Annotated in this window: 12 protein-coding genes, 1 pseudogene and 1 CRISPR repeat array (1 of these 14 running past the window's edge); of the genes and pseudogenes, 12 read left to right on the top strand and 1 reads right to left on the bottom strand. The window is 48.3% G+C overall.

All coding sequences use genetic code 11. The features are described from left to right. The 4 genes from ACMV5I_RS02070 to ACMV5I_RS02055 all read left to right on the top strand — a co-directional run bounded on the left by ACMV5I_RS02070 (window position 1) and on the right by ACMV5I_RS02055 (window position 6,056). A complete protein-coding gene (locus ACMV5I_RS02070) occupies window positions 1-3,204 on the top strand; it encodes a host specificity protein J (protein ID WP_414823707.1) in 3,204 nt (1,067 codons plus the stop codon). Continuing rightward, window positions 3,201-4,226, top strand: a complete 1,026-nt coding sequence (locus tag ACMV5I_RS02065; RefSeq protein WP_223535725.1) for a DUF6453 family protein — start codon at window positions 3,201-3,203, stop codon at window positions 4,224-4,226. Before ACMV5I_RS02070 ends, ACMV5I_RS02065 begins: the two co-directional genes overlap by 4 nt. A 14-nt stretch (window positions 4,227-4,240) precedes the next feature. Continuing rightward, window positions 4,241-5,563, top strand: a complete 1,323-nt coding sequence (locus ACMV5I_RS02060) for a phage tail protein (RefSeq protein ID WP_414823534.1) — start codon at window positions 4,241-4,243, stop codon at window positions 5,561-5,563. Window positions 5,564-5,792: 229 nt separating this feature from the next. After that, on the top strand, window positions 5,793-6,056 hold the full coding sequence (locus ACMV5I_RS02055) for a hypothetical protein (protein ID WP_414823533.1): 264 nt from the start codon (window positions 5,793-5,795) through the stop codon (window positions 6,054-6,056). Between the two features lie 298 nt (window positions 6,057-6,354). Here the strand turns inward: ACMV5I_RS02055 and ACMV5I_RS02050 are convergent, their stop codons facing one another. Beyond that, window positions 6,355-6,591 (bottom strand): DinI-like family protein, encoded by a 237-nt coding sequence (locus ACMV5I_RS02050; RefSeq protein ID WP_223538503.1) that lies wholly within the window; start codon window positions 6,589-6,591, stop codon window positions 6,355-6,357. A gap of 244 nt (window positions 6,592-6,835) precedes the next feature. Here ACMV5I_RS02050 and ACMV5I_RS02045 point away from each other — a divergent pair, with 244 nt between their 5' ends. From ACMV5I_RS02045 to ACMV5I_RS02010, 8 genes and pseudogenes are all read left to right on the top strand, one after another. After that, window positions 6,836-7,042, top strand: a complete 207-nt coding sequence (locus tag ACMV5I_RS02045) for a hypothetical protein (RefSeq protein ID WP_414823532.1) — start codon at window positions 6,836-6,838, stop codon at window positions 7,040-7,042. A 130-nt stretch (window positions 7,043-7,172) separates the two neighbouring features. Next, window positions 7,173-7,352: pseudogene (locus ACMV5I_RS02040) on the top strand (isocitrate/isopropylmalate family dehydrogenase); the annotation flags it as partial. A 339-nt stretch (window positions 7,353-7,691) separates the two neighbouring features. After that, complete coding sequence (locus ACMV5I_RS02035) at window positions 7,692-8,210, top strand: hypothetical protein (RefSeq protein ID WP_024485966.1); 519 nt, start codon at window positions 7,692-7,694, stop codon at window positions 8,208-8,210. Window positions 8,211-8,216: 6 nt separating this feature from the next. Next, on the top strand, window positions 8,217-8,588 hold the full coding sequence (locus ACMV5I_RS02030) for a hypothetical protein (RefSeq protein WP_024485967.1): 372 nt from the start codon (window positions 8,217-8,219) through the stop codon (window positions 8,586-8,588). A 315-nt stretch (window positions 8,589-8,903) separates the two neighbouring features. Continuing rightward, complete coding sequence (locus tag ACMV5I_RS02025; RefSeq protein WP_414823531.1) at window positions 8,904-9,320, top strand: fimbrial protein; 417 nt, start codon at window positions 8,904-8,906, stop codon at window positions 9,318-9,320. A gap of 905 nt (window positions 9,321-10,225) precedes the next feature. Next, window positions 10,226-10,771, top strand: coding sequence for a fimbrial protein (locus ACMV5I_RS02020; RefSeq protein WP_065685954.1), 546 nt, complete (start codon window positions 10,226-10,228; stop codon window positions 10,769-10,771). 59 nt (window positions 10,772-10,830) lie between these two features. Continuing rightward, a complete protein-coding gene (locus ACMV5I_RS02015; protein ID WP_414823530.1) occupies window positions 10,831-11,535 on the top strand; it encodes a fimbria/pilus periplasmic chaperone in 705 nt (234 codons plus the stop codon). Window positions 11,536-11,595: 60 nt separating this feature from the next. Next, window positions 11,596-14,175 carry a fimbria/pilus outer membrane usher protein gene (locus ACMV5I_RS02010; protein WP_414823529.1) on the top strand — a complete coding sequence of 860 codons (2,580 nt, stop codon included), beginning with the start codon at window positions 11,596-11,598 and terminating at the stop codon, window positions 14,173-14,175. Window positions 14,176-14,477: 302 nt separating this feature from the next. Further along, window positions 14,478-16,331: direct repeats of the CRISPR family, unit length 28 nt; unit sequence GTTCACTGCCGTACAGGCAGCTTAGAAA; it runs 581 nt beyond the window's last position.

Genomic DNA, 16,331 nt, shown 5'->3' with positions numbered 1-16,331 from the left:
ATGACAGACGTGATCCAAGGTCGCAAAGGTGGCGGTGGTAGTAGCCATACCCCGACAGAGTCCCCTGACAGCATACAGTCAATAGCGAGGGCGAAGATTTTGCTGGCGCTGGGTGAGGGGGAATTTGCTGGCGGGTTGGATGGGCAAAATATTTTCCTCGATGGCACACCGGTTTATTCGCCAGATGGAACCCTGAACTATCCCGGCTTTGAGTGGGATTTCCGTCCGGGCACCCAGATGCAGAATTATATTCAGGGAATGCCCGGCGCTGAATACGAAGCTAGTGTTGGTGTCGATCTGAAAGCCACGCAGCCTTGGGTGAGGGCGATAAATAATACTCAGCTATCGGCTGTCAGAGTTCGCATTGGCTGGCAGACGCTGGTAAGGCAAGAGGATAACGGGGATCGCGTGGGTACTCGGGTTGATTATGCGATTGATCTCTCTACGGATGGCGGTGCATATCAGACAGTATTAAATGGGGTTATAAACGATAAAACCACGTCACTTTTTGAGCGCAGTCACCGTGTGAATCTGCCGCCAGCAACAACAGGCTGGCAAATCCGCTTGCGCAGGATTACCCCTGATTCAACATCCAGCAATGTTGTGGATCTTACGCGGGTGATGGCGATTACTGAAGTGATCGATGCCAAGCTTCGTTATCCCAACACGGCGCTGTTATTTGTTTCGTTCGATGCGAAACAGTTCCCAAACATTCCGCAGATCAGTTGTAAGCCGAAAGGGCGGGTTATTCGCGTTCCGACAACATATGACCCGGAAAGCCGGACATACAACGGCACATGGGACGGCAGTTTTAAATGGGCCTACTCCAACAATCCAGCATGGGTATTCTACGATATTTTGCTGAATAACCGGTTTGGCCTCGGTGATCGCCTGGATGCAACCCAAGTTGATGAGGTAGAACTGTATCGTATCGCACAATACTGTGATCAACGTGTACCCGATGGGCGTGGCGGCTCCGGTACAGAGCCACGATTTGTGTGTGACGTTTATATTCAGGCTCAGAATGAAGCCTTTACCGTTCTGCGCGATCTGGCTTCGATTTTTCGTGGCATGACGTATTGGGCCAATAACCAGGTTTGCGTGTTGGCTGATATGCCGAGAGATATGGATTTTACATACACACGTGCAAACGTCATTGATGGAAAGTTTCACTACCAAGGCGGCAGTTATCGAAACCGCTATTCGAGTGCGATGGTGAGTTGGTCAAACCCTGACAATCATTATCAAGATGAAGTTGAAGCGGTTATGGAAAATGCACTGGTTGAGCGTTACGGTGTCAATCAGACGGAAATCTCCGCCATAGGTTGCACGCGGCAAACGGAGGCAAACCGGCGCGGGCGCTGGGCGCTGCTCACGAATAGCAACGACCGCACAATATCGTTCTCAACGGGGCTGGATGGTTACATTCCATTGCCCGGGCGCATCATTGGCGTTGCAGATCAGATGTTGGCTGGGCGTGTGTTAGGTGGCCGCATATCGGCGGTTAATGGCCGGGTGATTAAATTGGATCGGGTTGCCGATGTATCGCCGGGTGATCGGCTGATTATCAATTTACCGAACGGCAGTTCCCAGGCACGCACTGTTTCCGTCGTCAGTGGGACCAGCGTCACGGTCAGCACTGCCTATAACCCAAACCCAGAACCGGAGGCCGTATGGTCTGTCGATGCAGGCGATCTGGCAGTCCAACAGTATCGGGTTTCAAACGTTACCGATAATGATGACGGCACGTTTACCATTTCTGCTGTTTGGCATAGTCCGGGCAAATACGATGCGATCGATACTGGCGCCCGGCTGGATGAGCGGCCGATATCAGTTATCCCGCCAGGCGTGCAGGCGCCTCCACGCAATATTCAGATCAGTAGCTTTACACAGGTGAACCAAGGGCTCGCAATCACTACGATGCGCGCCAACTGGGATGCTGTAGAGAATGCTGTGGCGTATGAAGCCGAATGGCGGCGCGACGATAGTAACTGGATTACTGCGGCGCGCACATCGGCCCTGGGATTCGAAGTGCAGAATATTTTTGCCGGGCGATATCTGGTGCGGGTCCGGGCCATAAATGCCAGTGATGTTTCCTCTATCTGGGGAACATCAAAGGAAACTCGGCTAAATGGCAAGGAAGGAAAACCACCCAAGCCTGTGGGATTCGCTACAACCCCCTTATTGTGGGGAATAGGCCTTTCCTGGGGCTTTCCTGCCGGGGCCGGGGATACCCTGAAAACCGAAATTCAGTACGCAAATAATGCCGCGGGCAATAACGCCATGTTGCTTTCAGACGTACCCTATCCGCAGCGCAGTTATGAACAATCAGGTCTGAAAGCGGGCCAAGAATTCTGGTATCGCGCGCGATTGGTTGATCGCACAGGAAACCAGGGCGACTGGATTGAGTGGATGCGGGGGCAATCCAACGCCAATGGAGGGGATTATCTTGAAAATATTGGTGATGGCTTTATGTCGTCAGCCGATGGAGATCGCTTAACCAGCCAGATCGACACGAATATCGACGCAATCCTGCAGAACGCACTGGCCAATAACGCCACTGTGGATCACCAGTGGGCGCAGTACGGCGAAGTGCGTGCCGATATCCTGGTTGTCAAAACAACGATTGCTGAGGTTGATAAGGCATTTGCTGAAATGTCGACGCAGGTGCAGGCGCAGATCGGGGACGTTACCGCGGCTCTGGAAGATAAACTGACGGCTACGGTTGATGTTGCTGGCGCAACTGCGGTGCATACGCTGAAAGCCGGTGTAAAGATAAATGGCGTGTATTACAGCGCCGGGATGTCTATTGCGGTATTGGCGCAAGCTGGCCAGCCAGTAGTAACTCGCGTTGGATTTAATGCCAATCAGTTCGTACTGATGAGTGGTAGTGGCAGTAATCAATATTCGCCTTTTGCTGTGGTTAACGGGCAGGTATTTATCAGCGATGCATTTATTCAGGATGCATCAATTACTTCTGCAAAAATTAAGCATGCATCAATCGGTGGTGCTCAAATTACGGATTATCTCCAGTCAGATAATTATTCCCCCGGAAGCGTTGGAATGAAGCTGGGCTTTAGGAATGGTTATGTTGAAATCAATGGTTCAGTACCTGGGCTTGGACGAACTGTTGTCAATAACGATGGTGTGGCAGTTTACGACGGTGCAGGGCAAATAAGAACAAAGCTCGGGAGGATATATTGAGCCGATACGGACTTGTAGTTTATCCCAAAGATGGTGGCGCGGGTGTAGATATCAGTAACGGTTCTAAAGCCTGCGCCTATCGTGGCTTTTTTAACCCAGAGTTTGACCAAAACGGAGAAACATGGTCATACCCGGACCTCTCGCCTGGAGCCTCATTATTTATTGTCCCAAGAAGAACGGTTGCCATTATTCAAACAGGCGCGGTTCCCAGAGTAATATCATGCAGTGGTGTGCAAATATCGGGAGGTACAGTGCATGCCTGGTTTGATGGATTTAATTCCAGGCAGGACAAAGGCAGGCGTCCCATCGAGTTTGATGCCTTTCAGGTATCAGGAGCTGGAGGTGTACCTCGTTATGGACTCCAGCTTATCGATGCAACAGATTACAGCGAAATTAACGATCTGGGCGTTGCGGGGAAATGCGTCTGGCGTGGTGTTGTTACCGTGCGCGGTGCCTGGGCAATCCCCGACATTCCTGATCGTGCCAACGCGATTGTTTTTGCTTACTGGGATCGTGATGATCGCGCTGTGGATTTTGACCGTGAAAGCATGACTGTGAATGTCTATAGAGAAGCAGGTAGAGATGTCATCAGCGACGGCAGTGCAGATTGCCAGATGTGGATATGCATCTTTTCAAACGGCTCTTATCCGGTTCCTCCACGCTATGGATTGGCAATCTGGAATGCCGCAGGGCAATGCACATTCTCCTCTGATAATGCACCGATGCTTTATCGTGGTAATTCATTAAACACACAGCGTATACCGGGTAACTATGCATACCCCGTAGCGGCCACAGCAAAGCCACTGGTGCCGATTTGCCGCCTTGGTATTCATGATGGAATGAATTTATCGAATAACTATCTTGATTATCGCCATGCTGGAATGCGAATGGCTGGCGGTGGCGTTACAGCCTGGCGCACGAAATATATCAACAGTTACGACCATAGCAAAATCAATATTCAGTATCGGCTGACAACAATCAATCTGCCCGTACTGGACGCCGCAGATTATTTTAGTCTTTAAATAAGGGGCAGCTTATGCCAGCAGGAACTATCACGCTCACGACCAACTCGGCTACCGTTAAAGGCGCGGGTACGGCGTTCATCACAGAACTGAAGCCCGGCGATTTTGTTGTAGTGGTTGTCGGTGGTGTTACGTATACGCTGCCGGTGAAAACCGTCGATAACGCGACGCAGGTGACGCTAGTCCGCGTCTACGATGGACCTACGCAAGCCGGAGCAGCATGGTCAGCCGTGCCGCGTGAAACACAGAACTCAATCACCGCCCAGCTCGTCGCTGAAGCATCAAGAGCGATACGCGGGCTAAACTATGACAAGGACAATTGGCAGCAGGTATTCAGCGGCACGGGTAATGTAACGGTCAAGTTGCCCGATGGCAGCACTTTCACCGGGCCAGCATGGCGAGGTTACGCAGGACAATTATCTATTCTAAGAAATGATATTAATACAGTAGCGGAGACAACCGCAGGTAAGTTAGCAAAAGATAAAAATCTATCTGACTTAAGCGATAAAGCCGCCGCTCGTACTAGCCTTGGCCTGGGAACAGCAGCAACGGCTAACGTAGGTGCCAATAGTAATCAAATCATGTTAAATGGCGCATGGGGGCTGGGGGGGAGCTATAAAGGATTTAAAACCATTAATAGCAATAATGTTAATTACCTACTTAATGAACTTGGCGAGCGTGGCCTTACAGCCTTTAGAAACAATGCGCCAATAAATGACAACGGTGACGGATGGTATACTCCTGCTTGGGGACCGTCGATATGGTGCCGAACAGAAGACGTTTATGCTGCGTTTAACATGGCATCAACAGCAAACCATCTATCAGTATCATGTGGCAACCTTCGCGAAGGCTGGGTAATGCACAAAGTCATTTGGCATAGTTTTAATACAGTTGTTGATGGTAATGGATTTATTAAGAAAGCCTCGCCAATAACGAGTATTTATCGGGATGGCACCTGCAAAAACAATATGGAGTCGGAGGGAGTTACCTGCAAGCGGCTTGATGTAGGCATTTATCACGTTGATGGGTGTTTGGGTTTTTATAACGATAATGGTTGGAAATTCGAAGTACCCAAGGACGAAAACGGCAGTGCATTATTGTGGGTGGACTATGAAGTGAAAAAGGACGGCTCCATTATATTCAAGACGTACCACAGGACAAATGATTGTCCCATTTCTGCGTTGCAGAATAACATTGACGGTTACGCCAATGGTGACAGCATCGACATCCCTGAAGGTAAGTTTTTAATGGTTCGCCTAAACGTTCCAAACAGTCAATTCGCCGAATATGTTCCGGATGATTCAATCCCCATACCAGAGTCAGCACTAACTGACTAAAAAGTCAGGCTAGTCAATGGATATCCCAGGCGGTCGCTGGATTGATCTGCGTGTCGAGATGCCGCCGTGATGAGCTGTATTCGGAGTTTTCACAGGGTGAAACGCCAGTCCCTATCTAAGAACCCAGGAAGTGAAAACTAGGCTAGGGTAAATACCGGTTTGCAATTTCTGAGTTATCGACTAGGTTTACTGGCGCAGTCTGGTTATGATTTAAATCAAAGGAATTGTTATGACTAATAAAGGCTTAATTATTTCCATGTTTGCTCTGGGTCTACCTTCTTTCGCTTCGATTGCTGCCGATGCTACAACTCTGGAACATGAAGACGCAGCGGTTAAGCATAAAACCGCCGCGAAGCACCACAAGAAGGCTGCTAAGCATCATAAAGAAGGAAAGCACGAAGAAGCCAAGAAAGAATCAGCTTCAGCAATGGAACGCTCTAAAGCTGCTCATGAAAAAACTGTTACAGTTGACGCCGAAAGCGCCAAGAGTTAAGTTTTAATGGTGCCGCCTCTGTATCATTTTGTCAATGCGTGCTGAATTTGCAATAACGATACCGGGGCAGTACTCTGTACTCGATAGCTATCTGTGAGCTCCGCTAGCATTCATGCAGAGCTCGGACATAATATGAAGTGTCAACGCCATACTAGCCACGTTAATACAAAAATGCATATCGCTGAGACGAACAGGGAAATTGTGAATAACGCATCTTTGTCAAGTCCTTTTTTCACGCTAAAGCTCTTTGATAGGATTAATTTAGCAAATATAGTTGCTACACATTAATTTGCAATTTTCACGACTGAAACCAGTCATCAGCACTTTCCCACGTCTCCTGCAGTATTTCCTCGATCGCCTCTCTATCTGCTGGTGTCGCCCTGCCAACTGATAGCCCATCCATGCCACCTAGCCGAACAGTAGCCACCGCGTCAGGAAACTTACGCTGTAGGCGCTTGTTCAGTTCAATGGCCAGAGCAGACGCAGCACCTGCCGGCAGCTTTTTTTTCTTATCGATAGTCACTTCAATATGCAGCATGGTTTAGCCCTCCACGATTTGACTGTTTATTTGTACAGTTAAATTATTCTTTGTTCAATATGGATTTTAGCAAAGCTTCAAATTTTTCGAGAAGGAAGGTTTTAAAGAATAGGTTCCAGGTGACGCGCCTGTACCTATCGAAGAAAGCAAGGAGTGATTTACAACGCCGGGAAAAATTCCGGCAAACTATCCAGCCAGATATCACCATGCTAATCTGGGTGAAAAATAACCGGAGGTATCTATGGAATTGGATGAAGAACGATTTGGACTTATTGCTTCGGAGATCGGTGCGGCAGTTCTTGAGCTGGTTCATCATGGCCAGCTTGTCGACAGAATGGCTATCGTGAATGCGTTGGAGTCGAAACGTAGAACAGTAGGAAACACCCTTCATAAAGGGGGGTGTCGAGATGCCGCAGCCCTTGTTAGAAATAATGGTGATCGGTCATGATAAATGTAGAGTCTGAAGAAATTCTCTTTCTGCAAAACTCAACTGAAATCAGCGCCAATCAAGGCTTCACTAAGGCCGATTTTTACCGATGTAAATTGTTATTTTAGCTATTATAATCAATTAGTTATGATTGACCAAGTATATGCTGCTGCGTCATATGGGCTGGTTCGAAGCTGCTGACCTAATCGTTAAGGGCATGGAAGGCGCTATCGCTGCAAAGACCGTGACTTACGATTTCGAACGCCTGATGGAAGACGCTAAACTACTGAAATGTTCAGAGTTTGGCGACGCTATCGTTAAACACATGTAATTGTGATTTAGCGTTGATTGATAACGGGAGCCTGATGGTTCCCGTTTTTTTTACCCTCAAAAACCTCTCCGCAAGACTGCGTAAAAGATGAGCTTTTTCATGCCTAATAACCAACCGCTAAAATCTCATTCAAGCAGATTAGTGCCTCGGTTTTGAAAGTTATTGTCGAGATGATTAACAAATTCCTGGTAACCACTACGCAAACAACGCTGGCATCAGTACGGCAAAGACCGCCAACGCGGCACGGTACTTCTGGGGGGGCTCTATTCATCACAAAGATGACTAGCTAGTTCCGATTGCTGTTTTTCTCACTTTCTTTTGTGTTCTATTGGCATTAGGATGTTACAAAATGTTAGGTATGGAGATGAGGATGTGAGGACGGTAAGTTTAACTTTTATTCTTTTAGGAACGGTTCTTTTATCAGGTTGCACATATGATGTAACAGGTAAAGGTTGGGATCTTCATAGGTTTGAATGCCCTAATATAACTGAAAATGTGAAGCGTGATACGGTTGGTAAATCTGACTTCATCAACAACTTGCAACAAATGGCCTCTCTAGCTAGTTTATTCAATGATATAGGGGCAAAAAAGCTAAAAACCGCTCAAGCTAAAGCAGATCAAGCGTACATAGAAGAAGTACACGCATGTACATTAACAACGCGCGAAAATGCTATTAAATTTTCAGAACAACAATTCCAACAGCTAAAGTCAGTGCCAATGAATGAACAGGAAAAAGCAGCACTTATAGATACATACGCAGACTGGGTCGCCTTTATGCAAAAAATATCTGTTAATAATGATGCTGCTCAAGAATTAAACAACTTTAAAGCAGCTGCAAATAAATACTTGCTAATGTGAGGAAAAATGAAAGTTTATAAATGGATTGCCCTCATCCTTCCTGTCGCTTTATCTGGTTGTTTCATTGCCAACGTTGAGTCAGGAAGAGCGTATAACGGGATGGATAGTGAATACACCTCATCTATGAATACGGAAATTACGGCAGCATGTATAAAAAATGCTTGGCAAAACAGTGATGTTCACATGGGACTTACCGCAGCTGGTGTCAGTCAGCGAAACACCGGCGATATGATAACACTATATACTCTTAATTATACAGAAATAGTTGATGTTTCACCTTCAGTTGATGGTAAAAGCAGAGTCGTTTTTTACCATAACGGGGATAGAATTTGGGGTAGTAAGAAAATATTAATTTCCGGTATAAAAGGCTGCCTTTAAACGATACCCCTATAGTTAATCTAATCTAACCTAGCCAGCATTAATGCTGGCTTTTTTACATCCTGAGTACAATTGGCCTAAATCTTATTTCAATAATGAATGGTTGCAGATCGCTAGCGGCTATATCCACCCTTGAAAAATGTTAACTATTGTGAGCGTAGTCGGTGAAATACGCCCCAAGAAGTACACGAGGTATGAATAGATTAAATAATTTTGCCTGTCACTGGCACAACGCAAACGAATTTCAATTATTCCGTAAAATGCGATTATAGCCATGCACATTTTGTGCTATTATTTTCAACAATGGGTTCTATTATGGAAATTAAAAACTTGTTAGCTGTACTATTCTTAACAACTATTGCTTTTAGCTCGGCAACGATGGCCGAAGGTAATGGAAGAATGACAGTGTCAGGTAGTATTATTAAGACACAAACATCCTGCTCTTTAGCTCCCGAGTCTCTTGACCAGACAATCGCATTAGGGCAGGTGGCCGATGCCGCACTGCTTGAAAACAATGGCTCTGGTAAGTCGGTTCCGCAACATTTCAATATTCAATTGGAAAATTGTGAAGTTTCTGCAGGTAATAGCGTAACCGTTACTTTTGTTGGCATGGAAGGAAAGGATGGTCGTCTTGGCATTACAGGTACGGCTAGCGGTGCCAGTGTTGCATTGACCGATGGTTCAGGAAATGTTCTCGAACTGGGGAAGCCCAGCAAAAATTTTTCGCTCTAGAATGGTAATAACACCCTTCCTTTTACCGTTTACCTTCAGGGAGATGGTGTGCCGGGAAATATTCAAGCGGGTGATTATCAGGCTGCGGCTGGTTTCATGTTGAATTTCCAGTAACTCAAAAATTCACTATTGAATATCGGGAGCCTGATGGCTCCCATTTGTTTTCTCCAAAATATTCTTCTGCAAAACTTTATGTAAAATGAGCTGCATTAATCCTTGGTTGACCACAATCATCACGACAAACTGTATCTGCTAACAATCTCTCGCAGGTCTCACAGCGTAGGGGCGCTGCATGCTGCGCCCGTCTAAACAGATCGGTTGGGGAAATAGCAGCCAAACGCTGATGAGGTGTAACTTTGTGGCAGAGCAGTAAGTAACTTACAGGTAAGCAAAGCTATCTGTGTATCGCTGCCAAAATCCCTTTTCTTGGTGTTTTTTGTTATATATCAATTTGTTGCTTAGTTTTCTTATATGGAAGTGCAGTGCTGTTAGAACAATAAAGAAATCCGGTTTCTCATATAAGAACGTTGTTTAATCTATTGATTTTAATGAAAATAAATGCTTTTCCCTGCGTTTTATACTACTTCACTAAGAATATTCCGCATTTGGCGGTAATATTTATTCCAACAGCAAAGCAGTATGCAGTACCGGACGGATGGTTCGTGATAGGTAAGGGATAAAGGAACGCTGAAAGGCTTTCAACAAGGAACTGCCGTTCATTGATATCTTGTGAATGTAGTTTGTCTTCATTTAATTTGATAACGCCAGTTATTGCCCTGCATTTTAAATGCTGTGTTATTGCCGACATATACTCGCCATGTTTATAGAGATATGTATTGCACAAATATATCTACCCTCCGTGGGTAACCTAATAGTTTAATGACGCAAGGTAAATAGGAATAAACATGAAAAACTTAACAATCGTAGCTTCCCTGGTTGCAGTATTTGGTTCAGTGGGTCTGGCTCAGGCTGCTTCTACCGGTACCATCACCTTTAACGGTGAACTGACCGCCAACACCTGTGATGTCGTAGTCGATGGTCAGACGGCAGATGCCACTGTCGTGCTGCCAACCGTCGGCACCAGCCAGTTGAATGGCGCGACCCAAACCGCAGGTGAAACAGGTTTCGTGATGGCACTGAACAACTGTTCAGGCACACTGCAGACTGCCTCAGCCTTCTTTGAAGCGGGTGCTTCGGTAGATTCCGTGACCGGGCGTCTGAAAAACCTGACTGGCACGGCTTCCAACGTCAGTCTGCAACTGCTGGACGCGTCCAGCTCGTCTCGGGCAGTGATCGAGGCCGGTAACGCGAACCAGGTGACCAACACCACTTATCAAGATGTTACCAGCGGTAGCGCTACCCTGCCTTATGCAGTGCGTTATTATGCTGAAGGAGCCACTACTGCTGGCACCGTGATCAGCAATGTAGTCTATTCTATTCAGTATCAATAATCAGTTTTAGAAGGGGGGGAGTCATCCCCCTTTATCTCCCGTTGGGTTAGGAGTTTTTAATGAAACTTTTTCCTCTAAATACTGCGCGTCAGGTTGGCATTTTTGCAGCGATTGCTCTTTTCAGCAGCAGCAGCTTGGCCAGCGTGGTACTCAGCGGCACACGGGTGATTTATCCGTCGGATGCCAAAGAAGTCAGTGTCAAAATCAATAATGTCGGCCCCTCGCCGGTACTGCTTCAGAGCTGGATAGATAATGGCGATCCCAATGCCAAACCTGCTGCTATCAAAGTTCCCTTTGTACTGACTCCGCCGATGAACCGGGTGGAGCAGGGTAAAGGCCAGACACTACGTATCAGCTATGCTGGTGGAAGCTTGCCAATGGATAGGGAATCGGTGTTCTGGCTGAATGTGCTGGAAGTTCCGGCCAAAAGCGAAGCCAAAACGAGCGAAAACCGTCTGCAAATGGCTTTCCGTACCCGGATAAAGCTGTTCTATCGCCCTGCGGGCCTGCAAGGTAATGCCAATGATGCTTATAAAACCGTCACCTGGAATACGCAAGGCGGCAAAGTACAGGCAACCAATCCTACGCCGTTTTATGTCAATTTTGTGAATCTGTCAGTCAACGGCAAAAAACTCGACAACGCCATGGTGGCACCGCGCTCAAGCATGGTGTTGAATCTGGCTGGCAATGGGGGCAACAAAATCAGTGGAAGTGTTGTTAATGACTATGGTGCGGTCAACCCCTTCGATGCCGTGATTAAGTAAAAATATTCATCACTATTTCGATTAGTGACTCACCTGGTATCAAGCTCTTGAGGGGGCGGGATGTCAAAATTTTTGCGCTACGCTATTCGTGAGCCGTTCGCCTCTTTGGCGGTAGCGGCGCTATCGATTCTTGTGGCGGGAAGCGTCGACGCGGCAACTGAGAATGCACCGCAAACCAGTACCAAGAGCCTGGAGTTCGACTCGTCTTTTTTGAACGTTGATGATATTCAGTCGGTCGATCTCAGCCGTTTCGCCGAAGGCGCCTCCGGGTTGCCCGGAATTTACAAAACCGCGCTGTATGTTAACGATCAACTGATCAGTAATACCGATATTGAATTCAAGTCTCGGGCCGATAAATCGGTCTATCCATGCCTGACCAGCGACATTATTAAAAATATTGCGTTCAACTACGAAAAACTGCCCGCCGATTTTTTGAAACAGCAGTCTAGCGGCGCCCTATGCATGGATCTGCAAAATAAGCTTCCCGAAGCCCAGGTGAATTTCGACAGTAATGAACAACGCCTGGACATCATTATCCCTCAGATTTACATGCTCAATATTGCCCGGGGTACCGTGAGCCCGGAATTATGGGACAGCGGTATCCCGGCGTTCCTGTTTGGTTACAACGTTAATGGCTACACCAGCGAATCGCACGGCAACACCTTTAACTCGCTGTTTGCCGGGGTGAATGCCGGGGTGAACGTGGGGGCTTGGTATTTGCGCCACAACGGCTCTTATAGCCAGATGAGTGACGGGCCCAGCCAATACAGCAGTCTCAATACCTATTTACAGCGCGACATCCCGCAACTGAAAGGGCGTATGTTGCTGGGGGAATCGAATACTACCGGGCAATTGTTTGATACCTTGCCATTTACCGGGGCTCAACTGGCCAGCGACGAGCGGATGTTACCGGAATCCCTGCGTGGCTATGCGCCGGAGATTCGGGGGATTGCCCGCACCAATGCCCGGGTGACCGTGACCCAGGGGGGCCAGGTATTGTATGAAACCACGGTGACGCCGGGGGAGTTCCTGATTAATGACCTTTACCCGACCGGCTACGGTGGCGATCTTGTGGTTACCGTGCGTGAGTCCGACGGCACCGAACAGACCTTCAGTGTGCCTTATGCTTCGGTGGCACAACTGTTGCGCCCGGGATCATCGCGCTATTCCGTCACAGCGGGTCAATTGCGTAGCGAAAACCTGCGTGATGAACCGACTTTATTCCAGAGTACCTATCAATATGGCCTGACCAATGCCATTACCGGCTATGGTGGGCTGCAAATCAGCCAGGACTACTATGCGGTGCAGGTTGGGGCGGCATTGGGGATCCCGATCGGGGCACTGGCCTTTGACGTCACTCAGGCCGGCACGAAACTGGGTGATAGCACCGATGCGAACGGGCGGAGCCAGCCAGGCGGCACCCTAAGCGGGCAGAGTTATCAACTGAGCTACAGCAAGCTTATCAGCGAAACCAACAGCAACCTTTCGGCGGTATTCCATCGCTCTTCTTCCCAAAATTACCTGGATTTTTTGACCGCCGCGCAAACCCGTGATGCGGCGGAACAGGGGGATTTTCTGGACTCCATATCACGAGTCAAAAACCGCCTGACGCTGACCGCAGGGCAAGGCTTGCCGGATAACTGGGGGCAACTGTATGTCAGTGGCTCAGTGCAGGACTACTGGAATCAGGATGGCAGCGATATACAGTATCAGGTGGGGTATAACAACCGTTATAAGAGCCTGTCCTACGGCATCAGTGCCAACCGCAGTCACTCGAGCATCGGGCAGATGCAAACCAACTACCTGCTAAGCTTCAGTTTGCCGCTGGGCCGGAATGACGAACTCCACACGCCACAGCTGAGAATGGACCTGTCTCATGACAGCAGTGGGCGTTATGGCCAGCAGGCCACGGTATCCGGTACTTCCGGTGTGGAGAACCAGCTCAGTTATGGCATAACCGCGATGAACGCCAACCAGGGGATGGGCACCAGCGGGTCGGTGAATGGTAACTATCGCAGCCGGGTCAGTGCACTGAGTGGAACCTACAGCACCGGGAAAGGCTACCAGAGCGGCTCTGCCGGTATGACAGGGACGGTGATCGCCCACGCAGGAGGGATCACCTTTACTCCCTACACCTCAGACACCTTTGCCCTGGTAGAGGCCAAGGGAGCAGAAGGTGCCAGCGTGTCGTCGTATCCTGGGGTGAACGTTAACTCCCGCGGCTACGCAATGGTGCCTTACCTGAATCCCTACCAGATGAATGAAATCAGTATTGATCCGAAAGGTACCGCGGCGGACGTTGAGTTGGATAACACCAGCCAGAAAGTTGCGCCGTATTCCGGGGCGGTGGTGAAATTGAAATACAACACCAAACAGGGGGCGGCAATTCTGGTGAATGCGACCTATCAGGGTGAACCGGTACCGTTCGGCGCCGATATCTTTGATAGCAAAGGCAACAGTGTGGGTTCTGTGGGGCAAGGTGGGCAAATGTATGCTCGTGTAGCGGAAGACAAAGGAGAACTGATTGTGAAATGGGGTGCCGGTAATGACATGCAATGTACTGTGGGATATATGCTGATGCCGCAGGCAATAAACAGTCCCGTTTCGGCGATCCAGGTCTTCGATTCGGTTTGCCAATAGAGAACCGTAGTCTTAGCCATTAATCTGACGGGAGCTATGGCTTCCATCTCCTTTCCCTCCACTGAAACTCTTCCGCACGGTGGTATACAAAAGAGCTGCATTCATCCCTTGGTAGTTCTGTAATCATCCCTCGAACCTGTATCAATCCCTGATACTCGTAGTGTCCCTCCAGACCCTAATTTTGAAGCTATTCATAACCCATTGATTTTAAAATAAGGATAGTGAGTGGATGAAAAAAGGGTTTTCCGAAGGGTTTCAAGGTTACTGTTTAAGTAACAGAGAATTAGCGCTAGGATGTAACAGTTCACTGCCGTACAGGCAGCTTAGAAATTCCTAAACTTGATAATGCGACATTCGACGGCGTTCACTGCCGTACAGGCAGCTTAGAAAAACTAGCCACAGTGCATTGGCAACCTCAGCATGTTCACTGCCGTACAGGCAGCTTAGAAAGCACACGATAGCTTCAATCCTCGCCCACCACTGTTCACTGCCGTACAGGCAGCTTAGAAAAAAAATCCCAGCACGGCCCATGAGCCCATGTAGTTCACTGCCGTACAGGCAGCTTAGAAACGGAAAACGGCGCAACGATAACAGGTGAGGCCGTTCACTGCCGTACAGGCAGCTTAGAAAAAAGGGGTAATGGCGGGGATCAGGCGCATGCCGTTCACTGCCGTACAGGCAGCTTAGAAATTCATTTTGCTGGTCGATTGCCCCAGAACGACGTTCACTGCCGTACAGGCAGCTTAGAAAAATGCTGATAACGATCTCAAGGTTAAACGCGAGTTCACTGCCGTACAGGCAGCTTAGAAAAGAGGAAGCCGCGTGAAGCTATCCAGCATCCAGTTCACTGCCGTACAGGCAGCTTAGAAAAACTGAATATGCGCTCAGACCTAGAGACGTATGTTCACTGCCGTACAGGCAGCTTAGAAAAGCAATGCGACGATCGCTCTGAATTACCCGGAGTTCACTGCCGTACAGGCAGCTTAGAAAGGAACAATCGGGGCCAAAACTAATGGCTCTTCGTTCACTGCCGTACAGGCAGCTTAGAAATTCCGGCAGCGTAGCCGAGAATCCTCAATAAGGTTCACTGCCGTACAGGCAGCTTAGAAACTTTCACCGCTTTTCGCTGTATCCCGGTATGACGTTCACTGCCGTACAGGCAGCTTAGAAAGTGTGGACGAACTGCGCAGCAAGCCCGAGCTGGGTTCACTGCCGTACAGGCAGCTTAGAAATATCCTGCAAAGTACACATGATCGCCCCCTGTGTTCACTGCCGTACAGGCAGCTTAGAAAGGTTTCAAGTCGATATTGACGCCGGGAATTTTGTTCACTGCCGTACAGGCAGCTTAGAAACTGAGCCACGGAATGTGTTTTTGTTTACGCTGGTTCACTGCCGTACAGGCAGCTTAGAAACTCGCTTGTTCAGGTACAAAAATGCCTGATAGGTTCACTGCCGTACAGGCAGCTTAGAAACGATCCGGTAGACCAAAACATTCACGCCAACGAGTTCACTGCCGTACAGGCAGCTTAGGAATACCCGTCCAATCATCTTTGTAAGCACCGTCAGTTCACTGCCGTACAGGCAGCTTAGAAAAGACGGTATGTGCAGCGATGGGCGCGGCCTTGAGTTCACTGCCGTACAGGCAGCTTAGAAAATTGAGTGGCCTTCGACGGTGACAAATTTAGATGTTCACTGCCGTACAGGCAGCTTAGAAAAGGTAACACCTACTGGGTTAGCCTCGCTGACTGTTCACTGCCGTACAGGCAGCTTAGAAATTCATACAATACAATATGCATCCAGGCCAATAGTTCACTGCCGTACAGGCAGCTTAGAAAAAAACCGCCCATACCGCCAGAATAATAATTGCGTTCACTGCCGTACAGGCAGCTTAGAAAAGAACCGATATTGAATTGCGCATTGGTAGCGCGTTCACTGCCGTACAGGCAGCTTAGAAAGCAAAAAAAATTAGTCGGTCATCTGAGAGAGAGTTCACTGCCGTACAGGCAGCTTAGAAATCTTCTGGCCTTGTCTCAGCACAACCATCGGCGTTCACTGCCGTACAGGCAGCTTAGAAAAGGCAACAAAGGATGCTCAAAAGGAAGAAAACGTTCACTGCCGTACAGGCAGCTTAGAAAAAGTCGTCCGCCCAATGGCAT

The sequence above is a fragment of the Serratia sp. T13T92 genome, assembly GCF_047530105.1.
Taxonomy (GTDB): Bacteria; Pseudomonadota; Gammaproteobacteria; order Enterobacterales; family Enterobacteriaceae; genus Chania; species Chania fonticola.
The sequence above is the reverse complement of the archived record's forward strand: the minus strand, read 5'-3'. Positions and strand labels throughout refer to the sequence as shown.